The following is a 19,718-nucleotide window of genomic DNA, read 5'->3' on the forward strand; positions in this document are numbered from 1 at the left end:
CGTTGCCGGTAAAGGTGCGCTGAACAAAGGACTTCTTATGCTGAAAACGCGCATTATCCCCTGTCTGGACGTCGCTGATGGCCGCGTCGTCAAAGGTGTGAATTTCGTTGGCCTGCGCGATGCAGGCGACCCGGTGGAATCAGCCAAGGCCTATGACGCGGCTGGCGCGGACGAAATCTGTTTTCTGGACATCCATGCCACCCATGAAAACCGTGGGACGATGTTTGACGTGGTCCAACGCACGGCTGAGCAATGCTTTGTTCCTTTGACCGTCGGTGGTGGCGTGCGCACCAAAGACGACGTACGCGCCCTGTTGTTGGCGGGGGCGGATAAGGTCAGTTTCAATTCTGCCGCAGTAGCCAACCCCGACGTCATCGCAGAAGCCGCTGACCAATTCGGCAGTCAATGCATCGTATGTGCCATTGACGCAAAAACAGTCAGTCCCGGCAAGTGGGAGATCTTTACCCACGGAGGGCGCAAACCAACCGGAATTGACGCGGTAGAGTTTGCGAAGACCGTGGTCGCAAAAGGCGCAGGTGAAATCCTGCTGACGTCAATGGATCGAGACGGCACAAAGGCCGGGTTCAACCTGCCACTGACTCGCGCAATCTCGGACGCGGTTGCCGTGCCGGTCATTGCATCAGGTGGCGTTGGCAATCTGGACCATCTTGTCGAAGGGGTAACCGAGGGCGGCGCAAGCGCTGTGCTTGCCGCTTCGATCTTCCATTTTGGTGAGTACACGATCCGCGAAGCCAAGGAACACATGGCTGCCGCGGGCATCCCGATGAGGCTGACATGAGCATTTTGCACGAACTGGCCGCAACAATCGAAGGGCGCAAAGGGGCCGATCCCGACAGCAGTTGGACAGCAAAGCTGCTGGCGAAAGGTCCAGAGAAATGCGCCGAGAAATTCGGTGAAGAAGCCATCGAAGCCATCATCGAGGCCGCGAAAGGCGATCAGGCAAAGCTAACATCCGAGGCGGCCGACGTGCTCTACCATCTGCTTGTGATGCTGGCCGCACGGAACGTTACGCTAGACGAAGTGCTGGATGAGTTGGCCCGTCGACAAGGGATCAGTGGGATCGACGAAAAAGCCGCGCGTCCAAAGGCGTGACGGCATGCACTTCCTCGCCTAGTCTGACCAGGTTAGATGGACGATCCAAAGGCTGTGACATGATCAGAGCATTACTGCTTGGGCTGGCATTGATCGCTTTGTGCGCGTGCGCCGCCGCGCCGTCCTCAAACGGGGATGAGGTTCAGCGACTAGAGGCCGAGATCCTCAGCCTCGGCCCGGGCGTTGATCCTACTGAAGCCCGTCGTGCAGCCCAAATTGCCTACGCCTATACCGCGCAATTGGTTGAGGAATATGAAATCACGGATCCTCCACTGATACACAATGCGAAGGTCAACAAAGGCCTGCGCCCACGTGGGCTGTGTTGGCATTGGGCCGAAGATATTGAGCGACGTTTGGATCAGGAAAACTTCGAGACATTGGACCTGCACCGCGCAATCGCGAATGCCGACAACCCATTTCGCATCGACCACAGCACCGCTCTTATCAGCCGCAAAGGCGATACAATGTACGACGGAATTGTACTCGACCCCTGGCGATACGGTGGGGTTCTGTACTGGGCCCCGCTGGCTGAGGACACACGTTACGAATGGGTTCCCCGAGAAATCGTTTTGGAAAAACGACGGCTGGAACAGTATGGCGAACTTAAGCCTTACGTCGCAAACTAAGCCTACAGTTTGGACGAAATTACACCGGTCGCAAAACCACCCATACGCAATTCACCGAACAGGCGCTGATATTCGATCTTTGGACAGCGGTTCATAACCACATCCACGCCACGTGCGCTGGCAGCGGCTGCGGCCTCTTGATGTTCAACCCCGATCTGCATCCAAATCGTGCGCAACTGGGGCAACTCGGCCAACGCCTCGTCTACGATAGGCGGCACCGTTTCAGAGCGGCGGAAGATATCAACCATGTCGACAGGCTCGGAAATCTCGGACAGCGACGCGCGCACCTGTTCACCAAATAACTCTTTGCCCGCGTGACCCGGATTTATCGGAATGACCTTGTAGCCCTTTAACGACAGGTAGCGCGCCACGTAATAGCTAGGGCGGACTGGGTTCATCGAAACGCCCACGACGGCCACAGTTTTCGTGCGTCGCAGGATGTCTTTCAAAAATGCATCAGTGTAGTCGGCCATGTCGCCACCCTATGCGCAGGACGCAAAAGAAAAAAGCGCCCAGGTAAAAACCCGGGCGCAAGGTGTTGGAACGAGGGACAGTGAAATGACCCGCGGCAGTTCCGTTCCGCGGTCACTGTGACATTTAAGCACGAGATCAGAGAAAAAAAGAGGGGGTGCGCGTTTTTGTGATGACAGATCACGAAAAGCGGAAAACGGCCTATTTTTCGTAGAGCACGACGGGCCAATTGGCCTCGGCCATGCGGATGTATCCGGCCGTATCGCGCTGCCATCTTTTTTCGATTTCCGGTGAATGCGTCAGGTACAAACGCCCATCGATGACCTGCCACAGATTCGGATCAGTACTGACCAGCTTGCCTTGCGCCATGGCAAAGGCGCAGTACCCACCGAATTGCGGAGCGTATGCACGGGGGTTCATTTCGAACGCATCCCGGTTTTCAGCCGAAGCAAAGTGCCACTCTGCCCCTTTCCAAACAACGGAATACTCTGGAAGTCCACGAACAGGCGTACCGCTGTTGAAATAAGAAACCGCATCGTAACCCGCCATAGCTGCGCCATCCGTCTTGTAAAAGACAGGCAAGTCCTGCGCGAACGCAGCAGGAGCAAGTACAGCGGCGGTCAGTGCGCCAAGAAGAAAGCGTCGGTTCATCATCATCGCATCGTGTTTAAGAAATCAGCCTAACAAGATGCAATTTATTTACACATCTGAAACTCGCATTAACGCGGATGTGATCGCTCGTGCGTGAATAAAGCAGCGTTAGTCGAAAATATCTTCGATCGCATCCCAAGCTTCATCCAGGACACGCGAGAACATACCCTTTTTCTTCTTTTTGTTTTTGTACCCTTTCGAGGGTTTGAATGATTCACGCTTGGGTTTGGAATCGTTCAGTTTCCGCTTGGGCACCATCTTTAGATCATGCAGAGGTGCTCCGCAGCTGGAGCAGCTGAGTTCATGTCGCTGTTTTCCTTTCAGAACCAGCGCAGCTCGGGTACCGCAATAGCAGCACGTGGCGATTTTCGAAGGCGTGGAAATGGCGCTCTCCTGTTTATCTGTGTCGTGAAGCATATAATGCGATTGCGGCAGCATTTGAGACGTTCAGCGATCCAAATCCGCCCGATGCGTCGATTTTCACCAATTGATCGACTGTCTCTTTGGTTTTTTGCCGCAAACCAGGGCCCTCGGCCCCCAATACCAACGCAACAGGATGATCCAGCTTGCCATCCAGAGCTGTTTCAATTGTCTGTTCCGCCTCGCCATCCAGCCCCAAAACCAGAAAGCCCATATCCTGCAGCGCGACAATCGCGTCCGCCAAGTTTCTGACGCGCAGGTAAGGCTGACGTTCCAGTGCGCCACTGGCCGTCTTGGCCAACGCCCCGGTTTCCGGTGCCGAATGATGCCGGGTTCCAATAACTGCACTGGCCCCCAAAACCTCGGCCGAGCGTAGAATCGCACCCACGTTATGCGGATCGGTAACCCTGTCCAGTAGAATGACCCGAGGATGCGCACGGCCGATACAGTTCTCGGCCAGCCCTCCCCAATCCAAAGGTTTGACTTCCAGTGCGGCCCCCTGATGAACCGAGCCCGGATCAATCGGGGCCGTGAATTTGCGCGGGTCCACCATCTCGGGACTGATTGCCGCGAATTCAATGGCTTCGGCAAGTTTGTCTTGCGCGTTTCGCGTCACAATAAGGCGCAGTTTCTTGCGGTTTGGGTTCATCAGCGCATCGCGCACGGCATGCAATCCAAACAACCAAACAGTTTCAGCCGAGGCCGCCTTGCGTGCCTGTTCCTTTTCAACGACCCACTTGGGTTTCTTCATTTCTTGGGCCTCCGGGCCGGGAATTCGGTTTCCTGCGTCAAAGCGGTATTTTCCTGTTGACGCTCCTTTAAGGCGCTAGTAATCACGCCTCCACGTCAGGTGCAACGCCTGACAGTGGGCGACAGGCCGCAAGGTGTGGCAGGGGACTGTAACTCCCTCGCGGAGACGCACGCCTGGTTCGATTCCAGGGTCGCCCACCACTTTTACAAGCTTCCCAGAGATTTGGACTAAAGCTCGGGCCTTGAATGCTATGGTGGTTCCCTACAGCAAGGGCCCTTAGTCAATCTGCGTTGTCCTCTTACAAAACACTAGCTTCGAAACGAGCTTTCCGAATCTAAGGAGCGGCCAAGGAGTGTCCCCGCAGACCGTTCTAAGGATGGGTTCGGGTTAGCTGCAGAGAGAACGCCTTGTCTTTGGACCACCGCGGCTAATTGTCGACTCGTATTGGCTAAAGCCTTCATTGACGTGCGTGCTCGACACTCGAAAAGAAAGACAGAGCGCCACTAAGCGAAGGAGGTGTTCCCGACCCAAAGGTCTGGAACACCCACTCATCTGCCGACACTCAAGCCGCCGCAGAGCTTTGCGCCGTGACGCGCTCGAACCACTCGATTACGGCATCCAGCTCGGGCACTACCTCTTCTGCGGCGCCGTCTGTGAAGGCTTGGAACTTCTCTATGTTCAAGCCGTTTACTCCGACCAGAACCGGTATGTCCTGCGCCAGCGCCTCGGCGATCACGGGGCGGAAGCCACGCCCATCGGCCTCATGTTTGCCAAACTTATTGACGATCAAAAGCTGCGGTGCATCCTCCAGCGAAGCGGTCACATGTCCCACGGCTTGTTCCAAAGCGGCCGGGTCCAGCCGACAGCCGCGGGACTGGGTTCCAAGAGACTGAGAAATACGTATGGTATCGCCCTCGGGCAGAACGCGGACATCCATGTCGCATTTGCTGCTGTCAGCGCATTCAGTGTTCGTCTGCACCACACCGGCCAATCGCGCGCCGGATTTCAGAAGATGTTCGGCAGCAGCGCTGAGTAGACGATCCGTCGCTCCGCGGTCGGTGGTGGTGACATAGGCCAGGTGCATTCAGAGACCCTCGTAATGTTAGTGTGACAAACCAGATAGCACGCATGCCCCCAATCGGCCACTCCTGCACGGTAAAACACGTGCGGCAGACCAATCAAAGCTGCGTGCAAGACGAACAAAACGGTGAATACCAAGCTGAAGCCGAGGCCTTCCCAGGCGCGAGAGCGACGGAAAGGATGCGCCTGTTCGGGAGCGCCTGGACAATAGGGATTGAGTCGCAAACACCGGCCCTGATCGTCTCGGAACGTGGTGCAATCAGCTTAGGTCACAAGGACGATGTCGTATTCGGCCACGTCACGAGGCGGGGCGGCACAACCGCCCCTACCCCTGATTATAGCCCCAAAGCTTTGCGGCGTTCTTCGGCAAAGCCCTGAACCATTCGGTCTGCGATTAGCGCCAGTATCGCCATCGCGGCACCGGCGGAAATTCCAAGCCCGACATCCGCCTGACCTAACGCGAGATAAATCGACTGGCCCAGACCGGTCGTCCCGATCAGCGCCGCGATCACAAGCATCGCAAAGGCGTAAAGGATGGTCTGGTTCAACCCCAGCAAGATGGTCGGCGCGGCATAGGGCGCGCGCACGTCCCGCATGATTTGCCATTCGGTCGCGCCACTGGAAATAGCGGCCTCCATCATTTCTTCTGGTGTGTTTACCAGCCCGTGACGAGTGTACCGGATCATCGGCACAACCGCGTAGGCACAGATTGCAAGAAAGGCCGAGAATTCGCCGATCTGAAACACCATCAAAACCGGGATCAGAAAGACGAACAGCGGTATCGTCTGCAGCATATCGCAAATCGGTCGAACGACACTCCACACTGGCGACCAGACTGCACTGGCCAAACCGATCAAGCCGCCGACAATGGCACAGGCGAACACCGCAGCACCGCTGAGGTAGAGCGACAACAGCGCCCTCTCCCACAGGCCCGAAACAAGAATGGTGCAGAGCAGCCCAACGGACAAAGCAGCAAGACGCCACCCTCCGGCAACATAGCTGAGGGCAGCGGTAGCGGTCAGGACGAAAGGCCACGGAAGGTTGGAAATGCCAGTTTCCAACATGCCGATCAGGATTAACACAACCAACCCGCCGGTCAGGTGCCCGCGCCATGCCATCAGACCAGCAATAACAGCTCCGGCTGCGAACAGGCCGTAGCTCATTCCTGCTGTCCATTGGAAACCCCAGGTGAACGGCAGAACGGCCTGATCCAGCCCAATACGCAGCGGCAAAAGCACGTAGAAAAGCGCATTGTTCTTGAACGCATCTAACCAAGAACCGTTAGCTTGTGTGAAAGCCGTCAAGCCGCTGTCTATGGCTTCGGCCATCGGGTCGAGCACGGTCAGTTCCGAGGGGTTCGGCAACCAAGCCCAAAAGGCGGCAGTGAACAACACAGCAAAGCCCAACATGGCCCACACAACGCGTCGATCATGGCGTTTGCGCTCGGTCGCAAGGGTTCCGCTCATACGGTCTATGACGACCGCAAACACAACAATGACCAACCCAGCCATCAGGGATTCACCAAACTGCGCCTTGCGCATGGTGAGCAGAACTTCCCACCCGATATCGTTAAAACCACCGATGACAGCGGCGATGATAACCATCGACAGAGCGGCCATAAGGCACTGGTTCACACCGATCATGATCTGTGTCGCGGCCGCGGGGATTTCCACCTGAAACAATTGCTGAAACCGAGTGCCGCCGGACATGATCGCGGCCTCTTTGATCTCGGGCTCAACCCGCTCGAGCCCAAGCATCACGTTGCGAGCCATTGGCGGGGCAGCATAGATGGCCGAGGCGATCAGACCTACCACCGGACCAAAGCCAAACAACAACAGCAGTGGTGTCAGATAGGCGAAAGTTGGCACTGTCTGCATGACGTCCAACACCGCCTGAACGAACGACTTCACCCGAGGGATTTCATTGGCGAGGATGCCGATCGCCCCGCCGACCACCAGCGCCACGGGGACCGAAACGGCCACAAGCGCCAGCGTATTCATGCTTTCGGCCCAATACCCTGAGGCCAGTACAAAGCTCAGGCCCAAGAAACCCAACGCCGCCATCGGCAGACCACCAAGGTACCAGCCCAGCGCGGTCACCAATCCAATCAGGATTGGCCATGGTGTGTTCGCCAAAACGAAATTGGCTGCGTCCATCGGATAAGCCATCAGATCGGAAAACAGCCGCATGACCGGTTTGATGCCGTTCAGAAACCAATCCAGGAACACCCCAACCCATTGGGTTGCTGGTAATTCCCATGCAGTCGGCCATTTGACCAACCAAGGCGCGATACCCTCCAGCACCAAGCAAACTGCACCGACAACAACCGTGATCAACGCGGCCTTTGCGCCAACAGTTAAACGCACCTGTTGTGCGGGAATATCGGTAAGCGCAGTCATGTCTCGTCTACCTGCAACGCGGCGGCCAAGTCTGACGGATGAACGGTGCCAACGATATTGCCCGCCTCATCGCGCACCGGCACGGGCTCATAAAGCTCCATGCAATGCGCCAAGGCGGCGTCCAGCGTCATCGAGGTCGTCAGACCCGGATCGTCCGGGCCGCGCTCGGCCTCGTCGCGCATGACCGAAGCAACCTTGGCATGCTGACCCTTGGCCACGTCTTTCGAAAACTCTCGCACGTAATCATCCACGGGGCGCAGCACGATGTCCGTGGGCGTGCCGATTTGAACGATCTTGCCATCACGCATGATCGCGATTCGGTCAGCCAGCTTCAACGCTTCCTGAATGTCGTGCGTTATGAATACGATGGATTTCTTGAGCGTCGCCTGAATACGCAGAAATTCGTCCTGTAGCTGGCGGCGGATGAGTGGATCTAGCGCCGAGAACGGCTCGTCCAGAAACCAGATATCCGGGTTCACAGCCAAGGACCGTGCAATCCCGACACGCTGCCTTTGACCACCTGACAACTGGCGGGGAAAACTATCCTCGCGGCCTTCCAGGCCCACCAGTGAAATGACCTCTTGCGCACGTGCCAAGCGCTCGGTCTTGCCGACGCCTTGCACGCGCAGCGGATAAGCCACGTTTTCCGCCACGGTCATGTGGGGAAACAGACCGAAATGCTGGAACACCATGCCCAGCTTTTTCCGGCGCAGGTCCGTCAAAACCTTTTTTGACGCACCCATTACGTTTTCACCGTCGACGCGAATTTCACCGCCCGTCCCAGGCAAAAGCTGAGATATGCATCGTATCAAGGTGGACTTGCCCGAACCGGACAACCCCATAATGACGAACAGCTCGCCTTCTTTGACTTCGAAATTGGCATCCTGCACGGCGGGGATAAACCCGTTTTCCCGCAGATCAGCAGCTGCTTTGTCCGCATCATTCCCTGACCGAGACAGCGCGTCGGTCAGGGCCTTTTCAGCACCGGGGCCAAAGACCTGCCAGAGGTTCTGGCAGGCAATGGCTGGCGTTTTAGCGTCAGTCACTTAGGCAGGCTCACTGGGTTGCAGCGTCAACAACCGGGCGCCACTTACCTTCGTTTTCGGCCATCCATGCCGCGACGACCTCTTCGACTTTACCACCGTCAACGTCGATGGCCCCCATCATTGGCTGCTGATCCTCGACCGCCAATTGGTAGTTGCTGAGGATTTCAAAGGCCGCCGGCCATTTGTCTTCCATACCGCTCCAGCTGGCTTTGAAGATGCGCGAAGGTGAGAAATCGCAGTCATTCACCGCGTTGGGGTTCGGGCCCCACGCCGGATCGTTGAAGCACGCCTCTTCGCCGACTGGCAGGTCAACGAACTGCACGTCATAGGCCGACATGGCCCAATGTGGCTGCCAGAAGGTGATCAGCAACGGCGACTTGCGCTCGGTCGACGCGCGGAGTTCGGCGATCAATGCGCCCTCAGATCCTGCAGGAACCGCTTTGAACGGAAGTTCCAGACCGGTCATACGATCGGCACCCGGAGTACCCCAATCGGCGGGATAATCTACCAGACGTCCACCCGGCAGTGTTTCTGCCGTGGCAAAGACCTGCGCGCATTCTTTCAGGGCTTCCCATGCAGGCAGGCCCGGGCACAGTTCAGCCACATGGGCCGGGTATGCAATGCCTTCCTTGGCGTCCAGACCCAGATCTCCGATCTCAACGACCGTGCCCTCTTCGACTTTCTTTGCGTACTCGTCTGACACGTTCGACGACCAGATTTCCAACGTCGCATCAATGTCACCGTCGGCCAACGCCTGGAACTGGTTCATCATGCCTGCGGTCACATACTCCACGTTGTATCCCGCGGCTTTCAGCATTTCGCCTGCGACATGCGTCGTTACGTGCTGACCGGTCCATTCGTTGACGGCCAGTTTGATCGGCTCATCCACTGCACCCATGTCAGCAGCGTAGGCGGAACCAGCAACTGTCATTGCCAAAAGGCTTACACTCAGTTTTTTCATCGACATTCTCCCTGTCTTCTTTGTTATTGGCGCCTCGGCATCGCGAAGCGTTTGTCTCACGACAATACCATGTCGCAACATGCACAAAATAGGCTGAAAAAGGAAAGCGGTCTGTGTGATCCAAAGCGGATTAATTCGCCCGCACACGCCCCGTTTGTCCCTATCCGCCTTTATGCGCAGATCCCCTTGACCTTTCTTGTCTTCACATTGTTTTGGGTCAGGTTATTGATTGACGAGTCAATCACAAACCCGAATTGCCTGTTTTGTCGAGTATTTTTTTCGAAGTGGCACAGATTTTTTCTTGAACTCGCAAACGCGGACATCACGCAGAGCCCTTGCCACCAGCACATCGAAAAGCAACGTTAGGCGCGAAGGAGCCCGCACATGCATCATTTTGACGAGATTTTCGCAATTTCCGCCAAACGTCACGGTGGACCAGATGCGCTGGAGGAAAAACTCAGCAAGCCCAAGTCCATCAAAGAGTTGGAGGAAATGCCCGAAGACCGTTGGCTGTCCGTGCTGACAAAGTGCATTTTCCAGGCTGGCTTCAACTGGCGGGTCATCGAAAACAAATGGGATGGATTCGAGACCGCCTTTGACGGCTTTGATGTTGGGCGATGCGCTTTTATGGACGATGAAAAGTTCGACTCGCTTTTGCAGGACACCCGCATCGTTCGAAACGGCACAAAAATCGCGACTGTACGCGATAACGCTGCCTTCCTTCTGGAACTGCGCGAGGAAGGTGGGGCAGGAAAAGTTCTGGGCGGTTGGCCATCCAGCGATTACATCGGCCTCTTGGCGATGTTGGGTAAGCGCGGCTCGCGTCTGGGCGGTGCATCTGCGCAATATGCTATGCGTTTTGCAGGTCGGGACAGCTTTATTCTATCGCAGGATGTGACGGCGCGTCTGGTCGCTGAAGGTGTGATCGACAAAGCGGCAACTTCCAAGAAAGCGATGACCGCAGTCCAATCCGCTTTTAACACTTGGATGGACCAATCCGGGCGGTCCCTGACTGAAATCAGTCGCGTTTTGGCGATGAGTGTCTGAAAACGGGTTGCAGAGGCGGAAACACGCATTAGGCTTTGATCATGTTGCGACTGTTTTTGATGGCGTGTCTTGTCTTTCTTTTCGCATGCGGTCGCCCGTTGACCGAGCAAGAGATTGCGTTTGCCAGTGCCATTCAAGGTGACACTCTGGACGTCAGCAATGTTCGCCTTGTCGAAGGCGCGCCTGTTGCGCCGATCACCTTTTATCGTCAGAATCGTCCGCGCCTTGCATGCCGCGAGCGTATTCTGCCCCCACCAAAAGAAGGACCGGTCACTGCCAAACCAGCGGCGGTCGCATTGTTCAACAAGGTCTATTTCACAAAGGACTGGTACCTTGAGGACTATATGTCCGACTTCCCCGAGGAAATGAACCTGATTGCAGCTATGCTGCTTGCGCATGAGTTGACCCATGTCTGGCAATGGCAAAATCGCAAGACGACGGGATACCACCCGCTGCGGGCCGCGGCTGAACATGGCGGCAGCAAGGACCCTTACCTTTTTGATTTAAGCACTTCGCCGGACTTTCTCTCTTACGGGTTCGAGCAACAGGGCGCGATCGTCGAAGAATATGTGTGCTGCCGGGCGCTGGACCCTGCTGCTCCCAGGACACAGCGCCTGCACGACATGCTGGGCGCGCATTTCGACCTTTCGCCACTGCCCGGTGAGCGCCGGGAACGGGCAGTGGTCATCCCATGGGCTGATGCCGAGATTGACGGGATTTGTAGTTAGTCCTCAGCGGTTTTGCAGCGTTTCAAGATACGCAACAAGATCAACGATAGGCTGGCTGGTCAGGATCGGCTGCCCCTCGGGCGTTTTCATCGAGGTATCCTGTCCGTCGAAGTAAGGTCCGTAGACAGGCATCGGGCTGCCATGACTTACCAGCGGGTCACGACCATCTATTCGCGCGACCACGCGCGCGGTCGGAAAAACCCCTTCTTCATTTGCAAGCTGTGTCAGATCCGATGGCTGAACAACAAGCACTCCGGCCATTGGTCCGCCACCCTTTGCATCAAGCCCATGACATGTCGCACAGTAGTGCTGAAATAACTCCGCCCCCATTTGCACGTCCTGCGCGGCAGCCTGGCTAGCCAAGCTCATCATCCCTATCGAAACTGCGCCAATTATCGGCCTGATCATCGCATCCTCCTGTCAAGATTGACGTTTGCAGGCTTGCCCGATGACGCCCTTGGCGCAATGATCCAGATCAACGAAGCGGGAGGATACGGGCAATGACACATTATGCAGCCATCATGCTGGCCGCCGGGATCGGTGTTCCCATACTTGCTGCTCTGAATGCCGCATTGGGTAAGCTCATTGGTTCTCCGACCACGGCTGCGGTGGTTTTGTTTGCGATCGCTTTCGCGTCCTCGGCTGCCGTGATGGTGCTTTTTCCGGGCCTGACCGCCTTGTCCAAAGTGACCGAGGTGCCCAAACACCTTTTACTCGGGGGCGTTCTGATCGCTTTCTATGTTTTATCGATCACACATGTTGCCCCGCATTTCGGTGTCGGGAATGCCGTGTTCTTTGTCCTGATCGGACAGTTAATTAGCGCGGCGGCCATTGACCATTTCGGCCTGTTTGGCGCTCAGGTCACGCCGCTGACATGGTTACGCGCAAGTGGTATCGCGGTGATGGCCGCCGGCGTCGCTATTACGCAACTGGCCTGAGGATCCCGCCTTCCAGTCGCAACTTTCGGTCCATGCGCGCCGCCAGATCCATGTTGTGCGTGGCGATAAGCGCCGATAGCCCCTCGTCCCGAACCAAGGCCATCAAGGCGTCAAACACCTGATCCGATGTTTCGGGATCCAGATTGCCCGTCGGTTCATCAGCCAACAGAATGCGCGGCGCATTGGCCAGGGCCCGGCAAAACGCAACCCGCTGCTGTTCACCACCGGACAACGCTGCCGGGCGGTGCGCCGCTCGCTCGGCGACGCCAACACGGTCCAACAGGGTCATTGCCCTCTCAACCGCTGCGTTCTCGGACACACCGTTCGCAAGTTGCGGCAAGGTGATGTTTTCCAGCGCGGTGAATTCCGGCAGCAAGTGATGGAACTGGTAGACAAAGCCCACATCCTGCCGTCGCAATGTGGTTCGCGTCCGGTCCCCTTTGCCAGATACGTTTTGCCCCGCAATTTCGACCACACCGGCATCCGGGGTGTCCAACAGGCCCGCAATATGCAGCAAGGTTGACTTTCCGGCACCCGAAGGCGCAACCAGAGCCACCGCCTCGCCTGAGCGCAGTTCAAGATCGACACCGCGCAGCACCTGTACCTCACCCGGCGTGCCTTTGAGATAGCTTTTGGTCAGGCCCGCAAGCCGCATGGTTACATCACTCATAGCGCAGCGCCTCAACCGGGTTCAGCCGCGCCGCGCGACGGGCCGGAAAATAGGTGACGAAGAAAGACAAACCCAACGACAGCCCGACGGCCTTGAGGACATCCGTCAGATGCAGCTCGGCCGGCAACGCATAGATGCCGCGAATAGACGGATCCCAAACACCTCCGCCCATCACGAAATTCACAAAGGAAAAGATCGGGTCGATATACAACGCAAAAAGACAACCCAACACGACGCCCATCGCAGTTCCTATGATGCCAGTAAACGCGCCGCATATGAAAAACACCCGCAGAACCGACCCCTCGCTTAAGCCAATCGTTCGCAGAATTCCGATGTCGCGCCCCTTGTTCTTTACCAGCATGATCAGGCCGGACACGATGTTCATCGCGGCAATCAGAACAAGGATAGACAGGATGATGAACATCACATTGTCCTCAACCTCAAGCGCGCGCAGGAACCCGCCCGACGCATCCTGCCACGTCCAAATCTGACTGCGCTCACCTGCGGCCTCGAGGATAGGGATCAGGATCGGCGTCAGATCCTCGGGTTGATCAACCATCACCTCAATCTCGTCCGCAACGCCTTCGCGGTTGAAAAAGCTTTGTGCCCGCTCAAAGGGCATGTAGACGCGGGTTCGGTCAATGTCATACCGCCCTGCGGAAAAGATATAGACGACGCGGTAGGCGTTCACGCGCGGGGATGTCCCAAGCGGTGTCTTAACACCGTTGGGCGAGGTTAGCTTGACTGTATCCCCAACCGTCGCCCCGATACTACGGGCAACACCGGAGCCAATGGCGATCGCGTCCTCTTCGTTCAGGAAAAAGGCCAGATCGCCTACGGCCTGCTCGCTGCCTGCAATGCCCGGTAGATCCAGAAGATCGTCGGGTTCAATCCCAAAAACCTCAACACCATTGCTGCGATCGCCATTGGTGATCAGAACCTGCCCTTTCACCAAAGGTGCCGCGCGTTGCACACCGGGAACCTGCGCAATGCGCTCGGCCATTTCAGTATAGTCATCAATGGTGCGGTCTACGCGACCCTGCGCATCAAACTCACCCGCCGAATAAACCGTGACATGCGCGTTTGCCCCTAGGATGGTCCCGACAAACTCGGCCCGAAACCCCGAGCGCACGGCCAGCGTTGCGATCAGGGCAAATACGGCAAGCGTAATCCCGATCAGAGAAATCCACGTCATCACACTGACACCGCCTTCGGCGCGACGGGCGCGCAGATACCGCCAGGCGATTTTCCATTCGAAGGGTGCGAAAGGCGGGGGTGTCGTGGCCATGCCTGCTCCGGTTTTTTGTTGGCGCGACCCTCACGACATTTCGCCGGATGGTCAAGCCGCTTGTCAAACTGATAGGATGGCGTTCCGCAAAACCGTGCTCTTTGATCTGAAATTCGGCGGGGCCTAGCTTCCCAGTGGTGGACGAATCACCAGCACGAGCAATTAGCGGCCACTCGGGCTATGAGTGACTTTAAATCTCAATAATATACCAGAGGTTGTGATTGCGTTCACAGACATGCGCCTACTGTTTCAACACTGTAGTCAATGTGAGCATGGCGAGTCCGACTGAATTCAAAATGCAACATATGTAACGCAACTTTATTTCGCTTTTTGCTTATTTTTGGAAACTTTGTCACCCTGATCGTGGGGGATTAAATGGTTAGAGCGGGAGTCGCTCATGAGTGTTCGAATTGAAACTAAAGACACGGGTGCAATTTCAACCCGGCAAGCCTCTACAGAACTGGATTGTGAGACAGCAGCTTTGCTGCGGGCGGCCATTCGTCCGTTATTTGCAAGCGCAGCCAGTTGGAACAACCTGACAGCCATCCTGGAAGACAAAGGTTATCACCTGGCGTTCCGACAAGGGCGGCTTTGCGTGACGGACATGTCGACCGGTGAACGCATCTGCGGGCTAAGGTTTCTGGGGCTTGAATTCAGAGATCTGGTAAAGCGCATGGGTCGTCCGATCGTCGTCGCCCGAGACAGCGAGACAGGTGATCTTCTGTCTGCCCGACCAACGGTTAGCGGCGCTTAGAAACGACGCCAGAACTGCACGGATCGTCGCGTCGTTTTCCAAAGGCTGTGGCGCGCCGCAGCTTTTATGCCGTGGCATGACCCCATTTTCAGCAAGCGTTCCAGAACCAGCGCTGCAGGCATATGCCCACGGTGGTAGAACCGGACGAAATCGTCCTGTGTCAGATTCCGGGCGGCGTTGAAACCTGCATAGTATTTCAACCAAACACGCGCGTAATCCTGCGCGGTTATGTCGTCATTATCGCTGGCACCGCGCCCCCAAAACATCGAAATCGGGTCATCCGTACGCTCACCCTCATACCCTTCGGTGATGAGCCGGAGCATCAGGTCATAGTCTGCGGCGACGCGAAACTGTGTATCGTGCCCCCCTAACGCATCGAAGACATCGTGCCGCAGCAATACCGAATTGTGACAAAACGGCATGCGTTGCAGGATAGCTGTCAGCGACATGCGTTTTTCGCGGCTTTCCGTACCATCCTTGAACCGGCGCAATGTCGACCCAAAAAGGAAATCGGGTCGTGTCGCGGTTAGCCTGTCTGCCAGTCCATTGAGGATATCATCAGAAGCCAGTGAATCGTCTGAGTTCAGAAACAACAGATACTGACCGCCTGACGATGCCGCCCCCTTGTTCATCGCGTCATAGAGGTTCGTGTCGGGTTCACTAATTACGCGAGTTCGCGGGGCGTCGGCGGTCACCTCGTGCAAAAAGTCCAGAGTGCCGTCCGTCGAGGCCCCATCTTGTATAATGTGCTCAGCGCGATCACAGCCTTGGCGTGCCATACACGCGACCACCTCGCGAAAGCTGTCCTGCCGTCCTTGGGACAGCAGGTTATGTGTCGCCGTAATAACCGAGATCAGCGGCGTGTCAGTGTCAGCCGATCTGCTCATAGATCTCGGCGATCTTCGTCACGGCGGCCTCGGGGCTCAACTCTTCGCTTTCGCCGGTGCGGCGGCAGGTCAGTTCGACCACACCGTTCTTCAGGCCGCGCGGGCCAACAGTGATGCGCCACGGCAGACCGATCAGGTCCATGGTCGCGAATTTGCCCCCGGCCCGTTCGTTGCGGTCATCATAAAGCGGTTCCAGCCCCAAGGCAGTCAGCGCGCCATAAAGCTTGTCACAGGCTGCGTCCGCCTCTTCATCACCTTGCTTGAGGTTGACGATCCCGCAGTGGAACGGCGTCACGCCCTCGGGCCAGATGATGCCCTTGTCATCGTGGCTGGCCTCAATGATCGCGCCGATCAGGCGGCTGACGCCGATCCCGTGGCTGCCCATGTGAACAGGCGTCGGTTTGCCATCGGGGCCTTGAACGGTTGCGCCCATCGCCTCGGAATACTTGGTGCCAAAGTAGAAGATTTGCCCCACTTCGATCCCGCGCGCCACCCGGCGACGGTCTTCGGGCACCTGATTGAACAGCGCCTCGTCATGGGTTTCATCCGTGCGCGCGTATTTTGAGGTGAACTCCTCCAGAATGGCCTGACATTGTGCGCGGTCATCATAGTCGATCTGACGATCGCCAAAGGTCAGATCGGTGACGGCGCTGTCATAGAAGACTTCAGATTCACCGGTTTCGGCCAAGACCAGAAACTCATGCGTGTCGTCGCCACCGATGGGGCCGGAATCGGCGCGCATCGGGATAGCCTGCAGGCCCATACGTTCGTAAGTGCGCAGGTAGCTGACCAGATGGCGGTTATAGGCGTGCAGCGCGTCCTCTTTGGTCAGGTCGAAATTGTAGCCGTCCTTCATGTAGAATTCACGCCCCCGCATCACGCCGAAACGCGGGCGGATTTCATCGCGGAATTTCCACTGGATTTGGTAAAGGGTCAGCGGCAGATCTTTATAGCTGTTCACATGGCCGCGGAAGATATCCGTCACCAGTTCCTCGGCTGTGGGCGTATACAGCATGTCCCGCCCGTGACGGTCCTGCATCCGCAGCATTTCCTGACCGTAATCGTCATAGCGCCCGGATTCGCGCCACAGGTCCGCCGATTGCAGGATCGGCATCTGAATGGCGATGTGACCGGCCCGCGCCTGTTCTTCATGCACGATGTTTTCCAGCTTGCGCAGCACTTTGAACCCCAGCGGCAGCCAGGAATAAATCCCGGCGGATGCTTGCTTGATCATCCCCGCGCGCAGCATCAGCCGGTGGCTGACGATCTGAGCCTCGGAGGGGTTTTCCTTGAGAACGGGCAGAAAGTAACGGCTGAGGCGCATATTGTAACCTTAAAGGTGAAAGTTCACTCGAAAGGTGATTATGCCAAAGCCCCGCCGGGGGCAATCGGGCATTGGCGTTTTTGCGACCTCGGGTCAGTCGGATTTTTGATTGACCCGCCGATCAGGGTTTTCAAATGTGACAGAAATGTAAAACCCAAGAGGCACCGATGCAGACCATTCAGGAACCCGCCCGCCAGATTCCCGTCATCCATCAGACAGACGTTCTGGTCGTCGGCTCTGGCCCCGCCGGGCTGGCCGCCGCGTTGGCAGCCGCGCGTGCCGGGGCCGAGGTGTCGCTGGTCGACCGGTTCGGCTGCATGGGCGGCAACATCACCGCCGTCGGGGTTGAAGGCTTCGCTTGGTATCGCCACGAACAAACGGTCGAGGCCGGCGGGATCGGCATGGAGTTCGAAACCCGCGCCAAGGACATGGGCGCAGCCGTGCCGGAAAGCCAGTCGCTGAGTTATGAGTTGGACAGCGAGGGGTTCAAACTGGTGGCCGACAAGCTGGTGCAAGAGGCGGGCGTGCATCCGATGCTGCACCGTCAGTTCGTGGCCCCCATTATGGACGGCGACCGGATCACCGGCATCATCACCGAATCCAAAGCCGGGCGCGAGGCGATTTTGGCCCGCGTGGTGATCGACGCCACCGGCGACGCCGACGTGGCCCATCGCGCGGGCGCCCCCACTCACAAGACCGCGCGCGAGGATATGATGGCCGCCTCGGTCATGTTCCATTTGGCCGGTGTCGACAAGCGCGCCTTCATGGAGGGCGTCAAGGCCGATCCGCAGACCTACAAGGACTGGGGCGGCGGCGGTGAATGGAACATCGAGACCTCGGGCAAAGAGGACGACATGTTCTCGCCATTTGTGCACAAACCGTTCCAGCAGGCGATTGATGCGGGCCTGATCCCGGCGCATCTGAACACCATCGCGGGCACCTGGGGCGCGATGCACGACACGGGTGAGCTGACCTATATGAACCTCATCCATCTGGCCGAAATCGACGGCACTGACCCTGACAGCCTGACAAAGGGCGAGATCGAGGGCCGCCGTCAGTCGATGCTGGCCATCGAGGCGTTGCGCCGCTTCATGCCCGGTTGCGAAAACGCGCGGCTACGGAATTTCGGTATGACCATCGGCATTCGCGACACCCGCAAGATCGACGCGGTGTACAACATGACCGAAGACGACGCCCGCCATCAGGGCCGGTTCGAGGATACGATCGGCATCTACCCCGAATTCATAGACGGCTATGGCATTCTGATCCTGCCCACGACCGGGCGGTATATGCAAATCCCCTATCGCTCGATGCTGCCCAAGGGGATCAAGGGGTTGCTGGTTGCGGGCCGCTCGCACGGGTCCGACAAGGTGGCCCATGCGGCCACGCGCAACATGGCCTGCTGCGCAGTCATGGGTCAGGGCGCAGGCATCGCCGCCGCGCTGTCGCTGAAAAGCAACCAAGAGGTGCATGAGTTGAACCTCGCACCCGTTCACAAGGAATTGGATCGGCAGGGTGTGAGGATTCACTGATGCAGCAAATCCCTAGTATAGACGTCTCGCCGCTGTGTGATCGCGATCATCCCGACTATGACCTGACCGTCCGGCACGTCATGGACGCCTGCACTGGGATCGGGTTTCTGTCGATCACAGGAACGGGCATTCCGCCGGAAACGGTCGATCAGGTGCGCAGCTGTGTACGGGCAATCTTTGACATCGAAGAAAGCGCCAAATGGGATCAGGCCATTACCCGCGAGAACTATCGCGGGTTCATTCCCATGGGATTCTTCACGCCCAATGACGGCTCGGGCAAGGCCGACAAATACGAGGGCTACAAGCTGCATCGCGAAACCGCGCCTGACGCCTCCATCCGCGCAGACTGCCCGCTTTACGGTCCGAATATCTGGCCGCGCGAGGTGCCCGAGGCAGCGCAGACGATCCTTGCCTATTGGGCGCAACTGGATCGGGTGGCCGATCTGCTGCTGGGCGCGCTTGAGGTCGGCCTCAACCTGGCCCCGAAAACGCTGCGCGATGCCTTCCGTGATCCGATGACCAACATGACCCTGCTGCATTATCCGCCGCAGGCCCCGGATGAGGGCGGCTATGGCATCCATCCGCACAAAGATACCGACGCGCTGACCATCATCGCGCCCGATCCCGTCGGTGGGCTTGAGGTTCAGACCCGCGATGGCGGTTGGATCACCCCGGATTGCCCACTAGGCGGATTCGTCGTCAATATCGGCGACATGCTGGAGCTGTGGTCAGGCGGTCGCCTGAAATCCACCCCGCACCGGGTGGTCAACCGCTCGGGCCGCGAGCGGTACTCGTTCCCCTATTTCGCCGTTCCGCGCCATGACGTCGTGGTCGCGCCTTTGCTGGACCTCCTGCCCGGCTTTGACCGCCCGCCCGTGCATTGCGGCCACTGGTCCGCCGAGATTTGGCGCACCAACTGGCCGGACGAGCACGCCGACGCAGCCACCCCGGAACTGGGAACGCTGAGCGATTAAGACCCGGCAATTCCCCTGACCATGAACCGCTTGCATCATAAGGCCGCATGCGCCAAGA

General features: G+C 57.5%; 22 protein-coding genes and 1 tRNA gene. 10 read left to right on the plus strand and 13 right to left on the minus strand.

The genetic code is table 11. The features are described from left to right. Positions 1 to 37 precede the first annotated feature (37 nt). The 3 genes from hisF to ACR0DG_RS08355 are packed head-to-tail and all read left to right on the plus strand — an operon-like array spanning position 38 to position 1,739. A complete protein-coding gene (gene hisF, locus ACR0DG_RS08345) occupies positions 38 to 799 on the plus strand; it encodes an imidazole glycerol phosphate synthase subunit HisF (protein WP_480696153.1) in 762 nt (253 codons plus the stop codon). Then, positions 796 to 1,113 carry a phosphoribosyl-ATP diphosphatase gene (locus tag ACR0DG_RS08350; protein WP_480696155.1) on the plus strand — a complete coding sequence of 106 codons (318 nt, stop codon included), beginning with the start codon at positions 796 to 798 and terminating at the stop codon, positions 1,111 to 1,113. The genes hisF and ACR0DG_RS08350 overlap by 4 nt, the downstream gene beginning before the upstream one ends. 59 nt (positions 1,114 to 1,172) lie before the next feature. Beyond that, the gene (locus ACR0DG_RS08355; RefSeq protein WP_480696157.1) at positions 1,173 to 1,739 is read left to right on the plus strand and encodes a hypothetical protein; all 567 of its coding nucleotides are present in this window, start codon (positions 1,173 to 1,175) and stop codon (positions 1,737 to 1,739) included. A 2-nt stretch (positions 1,740 to 1,741) separates the two neighbouring features. Here ACR0DG_RS08355 and ACR0DG_RS08360 read toward each other — a convergent pair whose 3' ends face one another. The 4 genes from ACR0DG_RS08360 to rlmB form a co-directional block, all read right to left on the minus strand. Next, a complete protein-coding gene (locus ACR0DG_RS08360; RefSeq protein WP_480696159.1) occupies positions 1,742 to 2,212 on the minus strand; it encodes a CoA-binding protein in 471 nt (156 codons plus the stop codon). A gap of 199 nt (positions 2,213 to 2,411) precedes the next feature. After that, entirely contained in the window at positions 2,412 to 2,861 is a 450-nt protein-coding gene (locus ACR0DG_RS08365) for a YHS domain-containing (seleno)protein (RefSeq protein ID WP_480696161.1), read from the minus strand. 108 nt (positions 2,862 to 2,969) lie between these two features. Further along, the gene (locus ACR0DG_RS08370; protein ID WP_480696163.1) at positions 2,970 to 3,278 is read right to left on the minus strand and encodes a hypothetical protein; all 309 of its coding nucleotides are present in this window, start codon (positions 3,276 to 3,278) and stop codon (positions 2,970 to 2,972) included. Next, complete coding sequence (rlmB, locus tag ACR0DG_RS08375; protein ID WP_480696165.1) at positions 3,259 to 4,032, minus strand: 23S rRNA (guanosine(2251)-2'-O)-methyltransferase RlmB; 774 nt, start codon at positions 4,030 to 4,032, stop codon at positions 3,259 to 3,261. Before rlmB ends, ACR0DG_RS08370 begins: the two co-directional genes overlap by 20 nt. 116 nt (positions 4,033 to 4,148) lie before the next feature. Between rlmB and ACR0DG_RS08380 the strand changes: the two genes are divergently transcribed. After that, positions 4,149 to 4,232 (plus strand) — tRNA-Tyr (locus tag ACR0DG_RS08380). A 362-nt stretch (positions 4,233 to 4,594) separates the two neighbouring features. On the opposite strand, the gene ACR0DG_RS08385 is transcribed toward ACR0DG_RS08380, so the two are convergent. From ACR0DG_RS08385 to ACR0DG_RS08400, 4 genes are all read right to left on the minus strand, one after another. Then, positions 4,595 to 5,116 carry a DUF2478 domain-containing protein gene (locus ACR0DG_RS08385; protein WP_480696167.1) on the minus strand — a complete coding sequence of 174 codons (522 nt, stop codon included), beginning with the start codon at positions 5,114 to 5,116 and terminating at the stop codon, positions 4,595 to 4,597. A 331-nt stretch (positions 5,117 to 5,447) separates the two neighbouring features. After that, on the minus strand, positions 5,448 to 7,511 hold the full coding sequence (locus tag ACR0DG_RS08390; protein WP_480696169.1) for an ABC transporter permease: 2,064 nt from the start codon (positions 7,509 to 7,511) through the stop codon (positions 5,448 to 5,450). Beyond that, positions 7,508 to 8,557 carry a quaternary amine ABC transporter ATP-binding protein gene (locus ACR0DG_RS08395; RefSeq protein ID WP_480696171.1) on the minus strand — a complete coding sequence of 350 codons (1,050 nt, stop codon included), beginning with the start codon at positions 8,555 to 8,557 and terminating at the stop codon, positions 7,508 to 7,510. The genes ACR0DG_RS08390 and ACR0DG_RS08395 overlap by 4 nt, the downstream gene beginning before the upstream one ends. A gap of 10 nt (positions 8,558 to 8,567) precedes the next feature. Next, positions 8,568 to 9,518 carry an ABC transporter substrate-binding protein gene (locus ACR0DG_RS08400; RefSeq protein WP_480696173.1) on the minus strand — a complete coding sequence of 317 codons (951 nt, stop codon included), beginning with the start codon at positions 9,516 to 9,518 and terminating at the stop codon, positions 8,568 to 8,570. Between the two features lie 384 nt (positions 9,519 to 9,902). On the opposite strand from ACR0DG_RS08400, the gene ACR0DG_RS08405 reads away from it, so the two are divergent. Next, complete coding sequence (locus ACR0DG_RS08405) at positions 9,903 to 10,565, plus strand: DNA-3-methyladenine glycosylase I (RefSeq protein WP_480696175.1); 663 nt, start codon at positions 9,903 to 9,905, stop codon at positions 10,563 to 10,565. A 41-nt stretch (positions 10,566 to 10,606) separates the two neighbouring features. Continuing rightward, positions 10,607 to 11,293 (plus strand): hypothetical protein, encoded by a 687-nt coding sequence (locus tag ACR0DG_RS08410; RefSeq protein WP_480696177.1) that lies wholly within the window; start codon positions 10,607 to 10,609, stop codon positions 11,291 to 11,293. Between the two features lie 3 nt (positions 11,294 to 11,296). On the opposite strand, the gene ACR0DG_RS08415 is transcribed toward ACR0DG_RS08410, so the two are convergent. After that, entirely contained in the window at positions 11,297 to 11,701 is a 405-nt protein-coding gene (locus ACR0DG_RS08415) for a c-type cytochrome (protein WP_480696179.1), read from the minus strand. A 92-nt stretch (positions 11,702 to 11,793) separates the two neighbouring features. Between ACR0DG_RS08415 and ACR0DG_RS08420 the strand changes: the two genes are divergently transcribed. Beyond that, a complete protein-coding gene (locus ACR0DG_RS08420) occupies positions 11,794 to 12,231 on the plus strand; it encodes a DMT family transporter (RefSeq protein WP_480696181.1) in 438 nt (145 codons plus the stop codon). Here ACR0DG_RS08420 and ACR0DG_RS08425 read toward each other — a convergent pair. After that, positions 12,215 to 12,901, minus strand: coding sequence for an ABC transporter ATP-binding protein (locus ACR0DG_RS08425; protein ID WP_480696183.1), 687 nt, complete (start codon positions 12,899 to 12,901; stop codon positions 12,215 to 12,217). The genes ACR0DG_RS08420 and ACR0DG_RS08425 overlap by 17 nt on opposite strands. Then, a complete protein-coding gene (locus ACR0DG_RS08430; RefSeq protein ID WP_480696185.1) occupies positions 12,894 to 14,189 on the minus strand; it encodes a lipoprotein-releasing ABC transporter permease subunit in 1,296 nt (431 codons plus the stop codon). Before ACR0DG_RS08430 ends, ACR0DG_RS08425 begins: the two co-directional genes overlap by 8 nt. A gap of 397 nt (positions 14,190 to 14,586) precedes the next feature. Between ACR0DG_RS08430 and ACR0DG_RS08435 the strand changes: the two genes are divergently transcribed. Next, positions 14,587 to 14,943 carry a hypothetical protein gene (locus ACR0DG_RS08435; RefSeq protein ID WP_480696187.1) on the plus strand — a complete coding sequence of 119 codons (357 nt, stop codon included), beginning with the start codon at positions 14,587 to 14,589 and terminating at the stop codon, positions 14,941 to 14,943. Here the strand turns inward: ACR0DG_RS08435 and ACR0DG_RS08440 are convergent. Beyond that, on the minus strand, positions 14,940 to 15,830 hold the full coding sequence (locus tag ACR0DG_RS08440; protein ID WP_480696189.1) for a glycosyltransferase: 891 nt from the start codon (positions 15,828 to 15,830) through the stop codon (positions 14,940 to 14,942). The genes ACR0DG_RS08435 and ACR0DG_RS08440 overlap by 4 nt on opposite strands. Continuing rightward, the gene (proS, locus tag ACR0DG_RS08445) at positions 15,814 to 17,154 is read right to left on the minus strand and encodes a proline--tRNA ligase (RefSeq protein WP_480696191.1); all 1,341 of its coding nucleotides are present in this window, start codon (positions 17,152 to 17,154) and stop codon (positions 15,814 to 15,816) included. Before proS ends, ACR0DG_RS08440 begins: the two co-directional genes overlap by 17 nt. A 167-nt stretch (positions 17,155 to 17,321) precedes the next feature. On the opposite strand from proS, the gene ACR0DG_RS08450 reads away from it, so the two are divergent. Together ACR0DG_RS08450 and ACR0DG_RS08455 are read left to right on the plus strand one after the other, a co-directional pair. Then, positions 17,322 to 18,686, plus strand: a complete 1,365-nt coding sequence (locus tag ACR0DG_RS08450; RefSeq protein WP_480696193.1) for an FAD-dependent oxidoreductase — start codon at positions 17,322 to 17,324, stop codon at positions 18,684 to 18,686. Continuing rightward, a complete protein-coding gene (locus ACR0DG_RS08455) occupies positions 18,686 to 19,660 on the plus strand; it encodes an isopenicillin N synthase family dioxygenase (RefSeq protein ID WP_480696194.1) in 975 nt (324 codons plus the stop codon). The genes ACR0DG_RS08450 and ACR0DG_RS08455 overlap by 1 nt, the downstream gene beginning before the upstream one ends. The last annotated feature ends 58 nt before the right edge of the window (positions 19,661 to 19,718 follow it).

Source organism: Ruegeria sp. BG8, assembly GCF_056538325.1.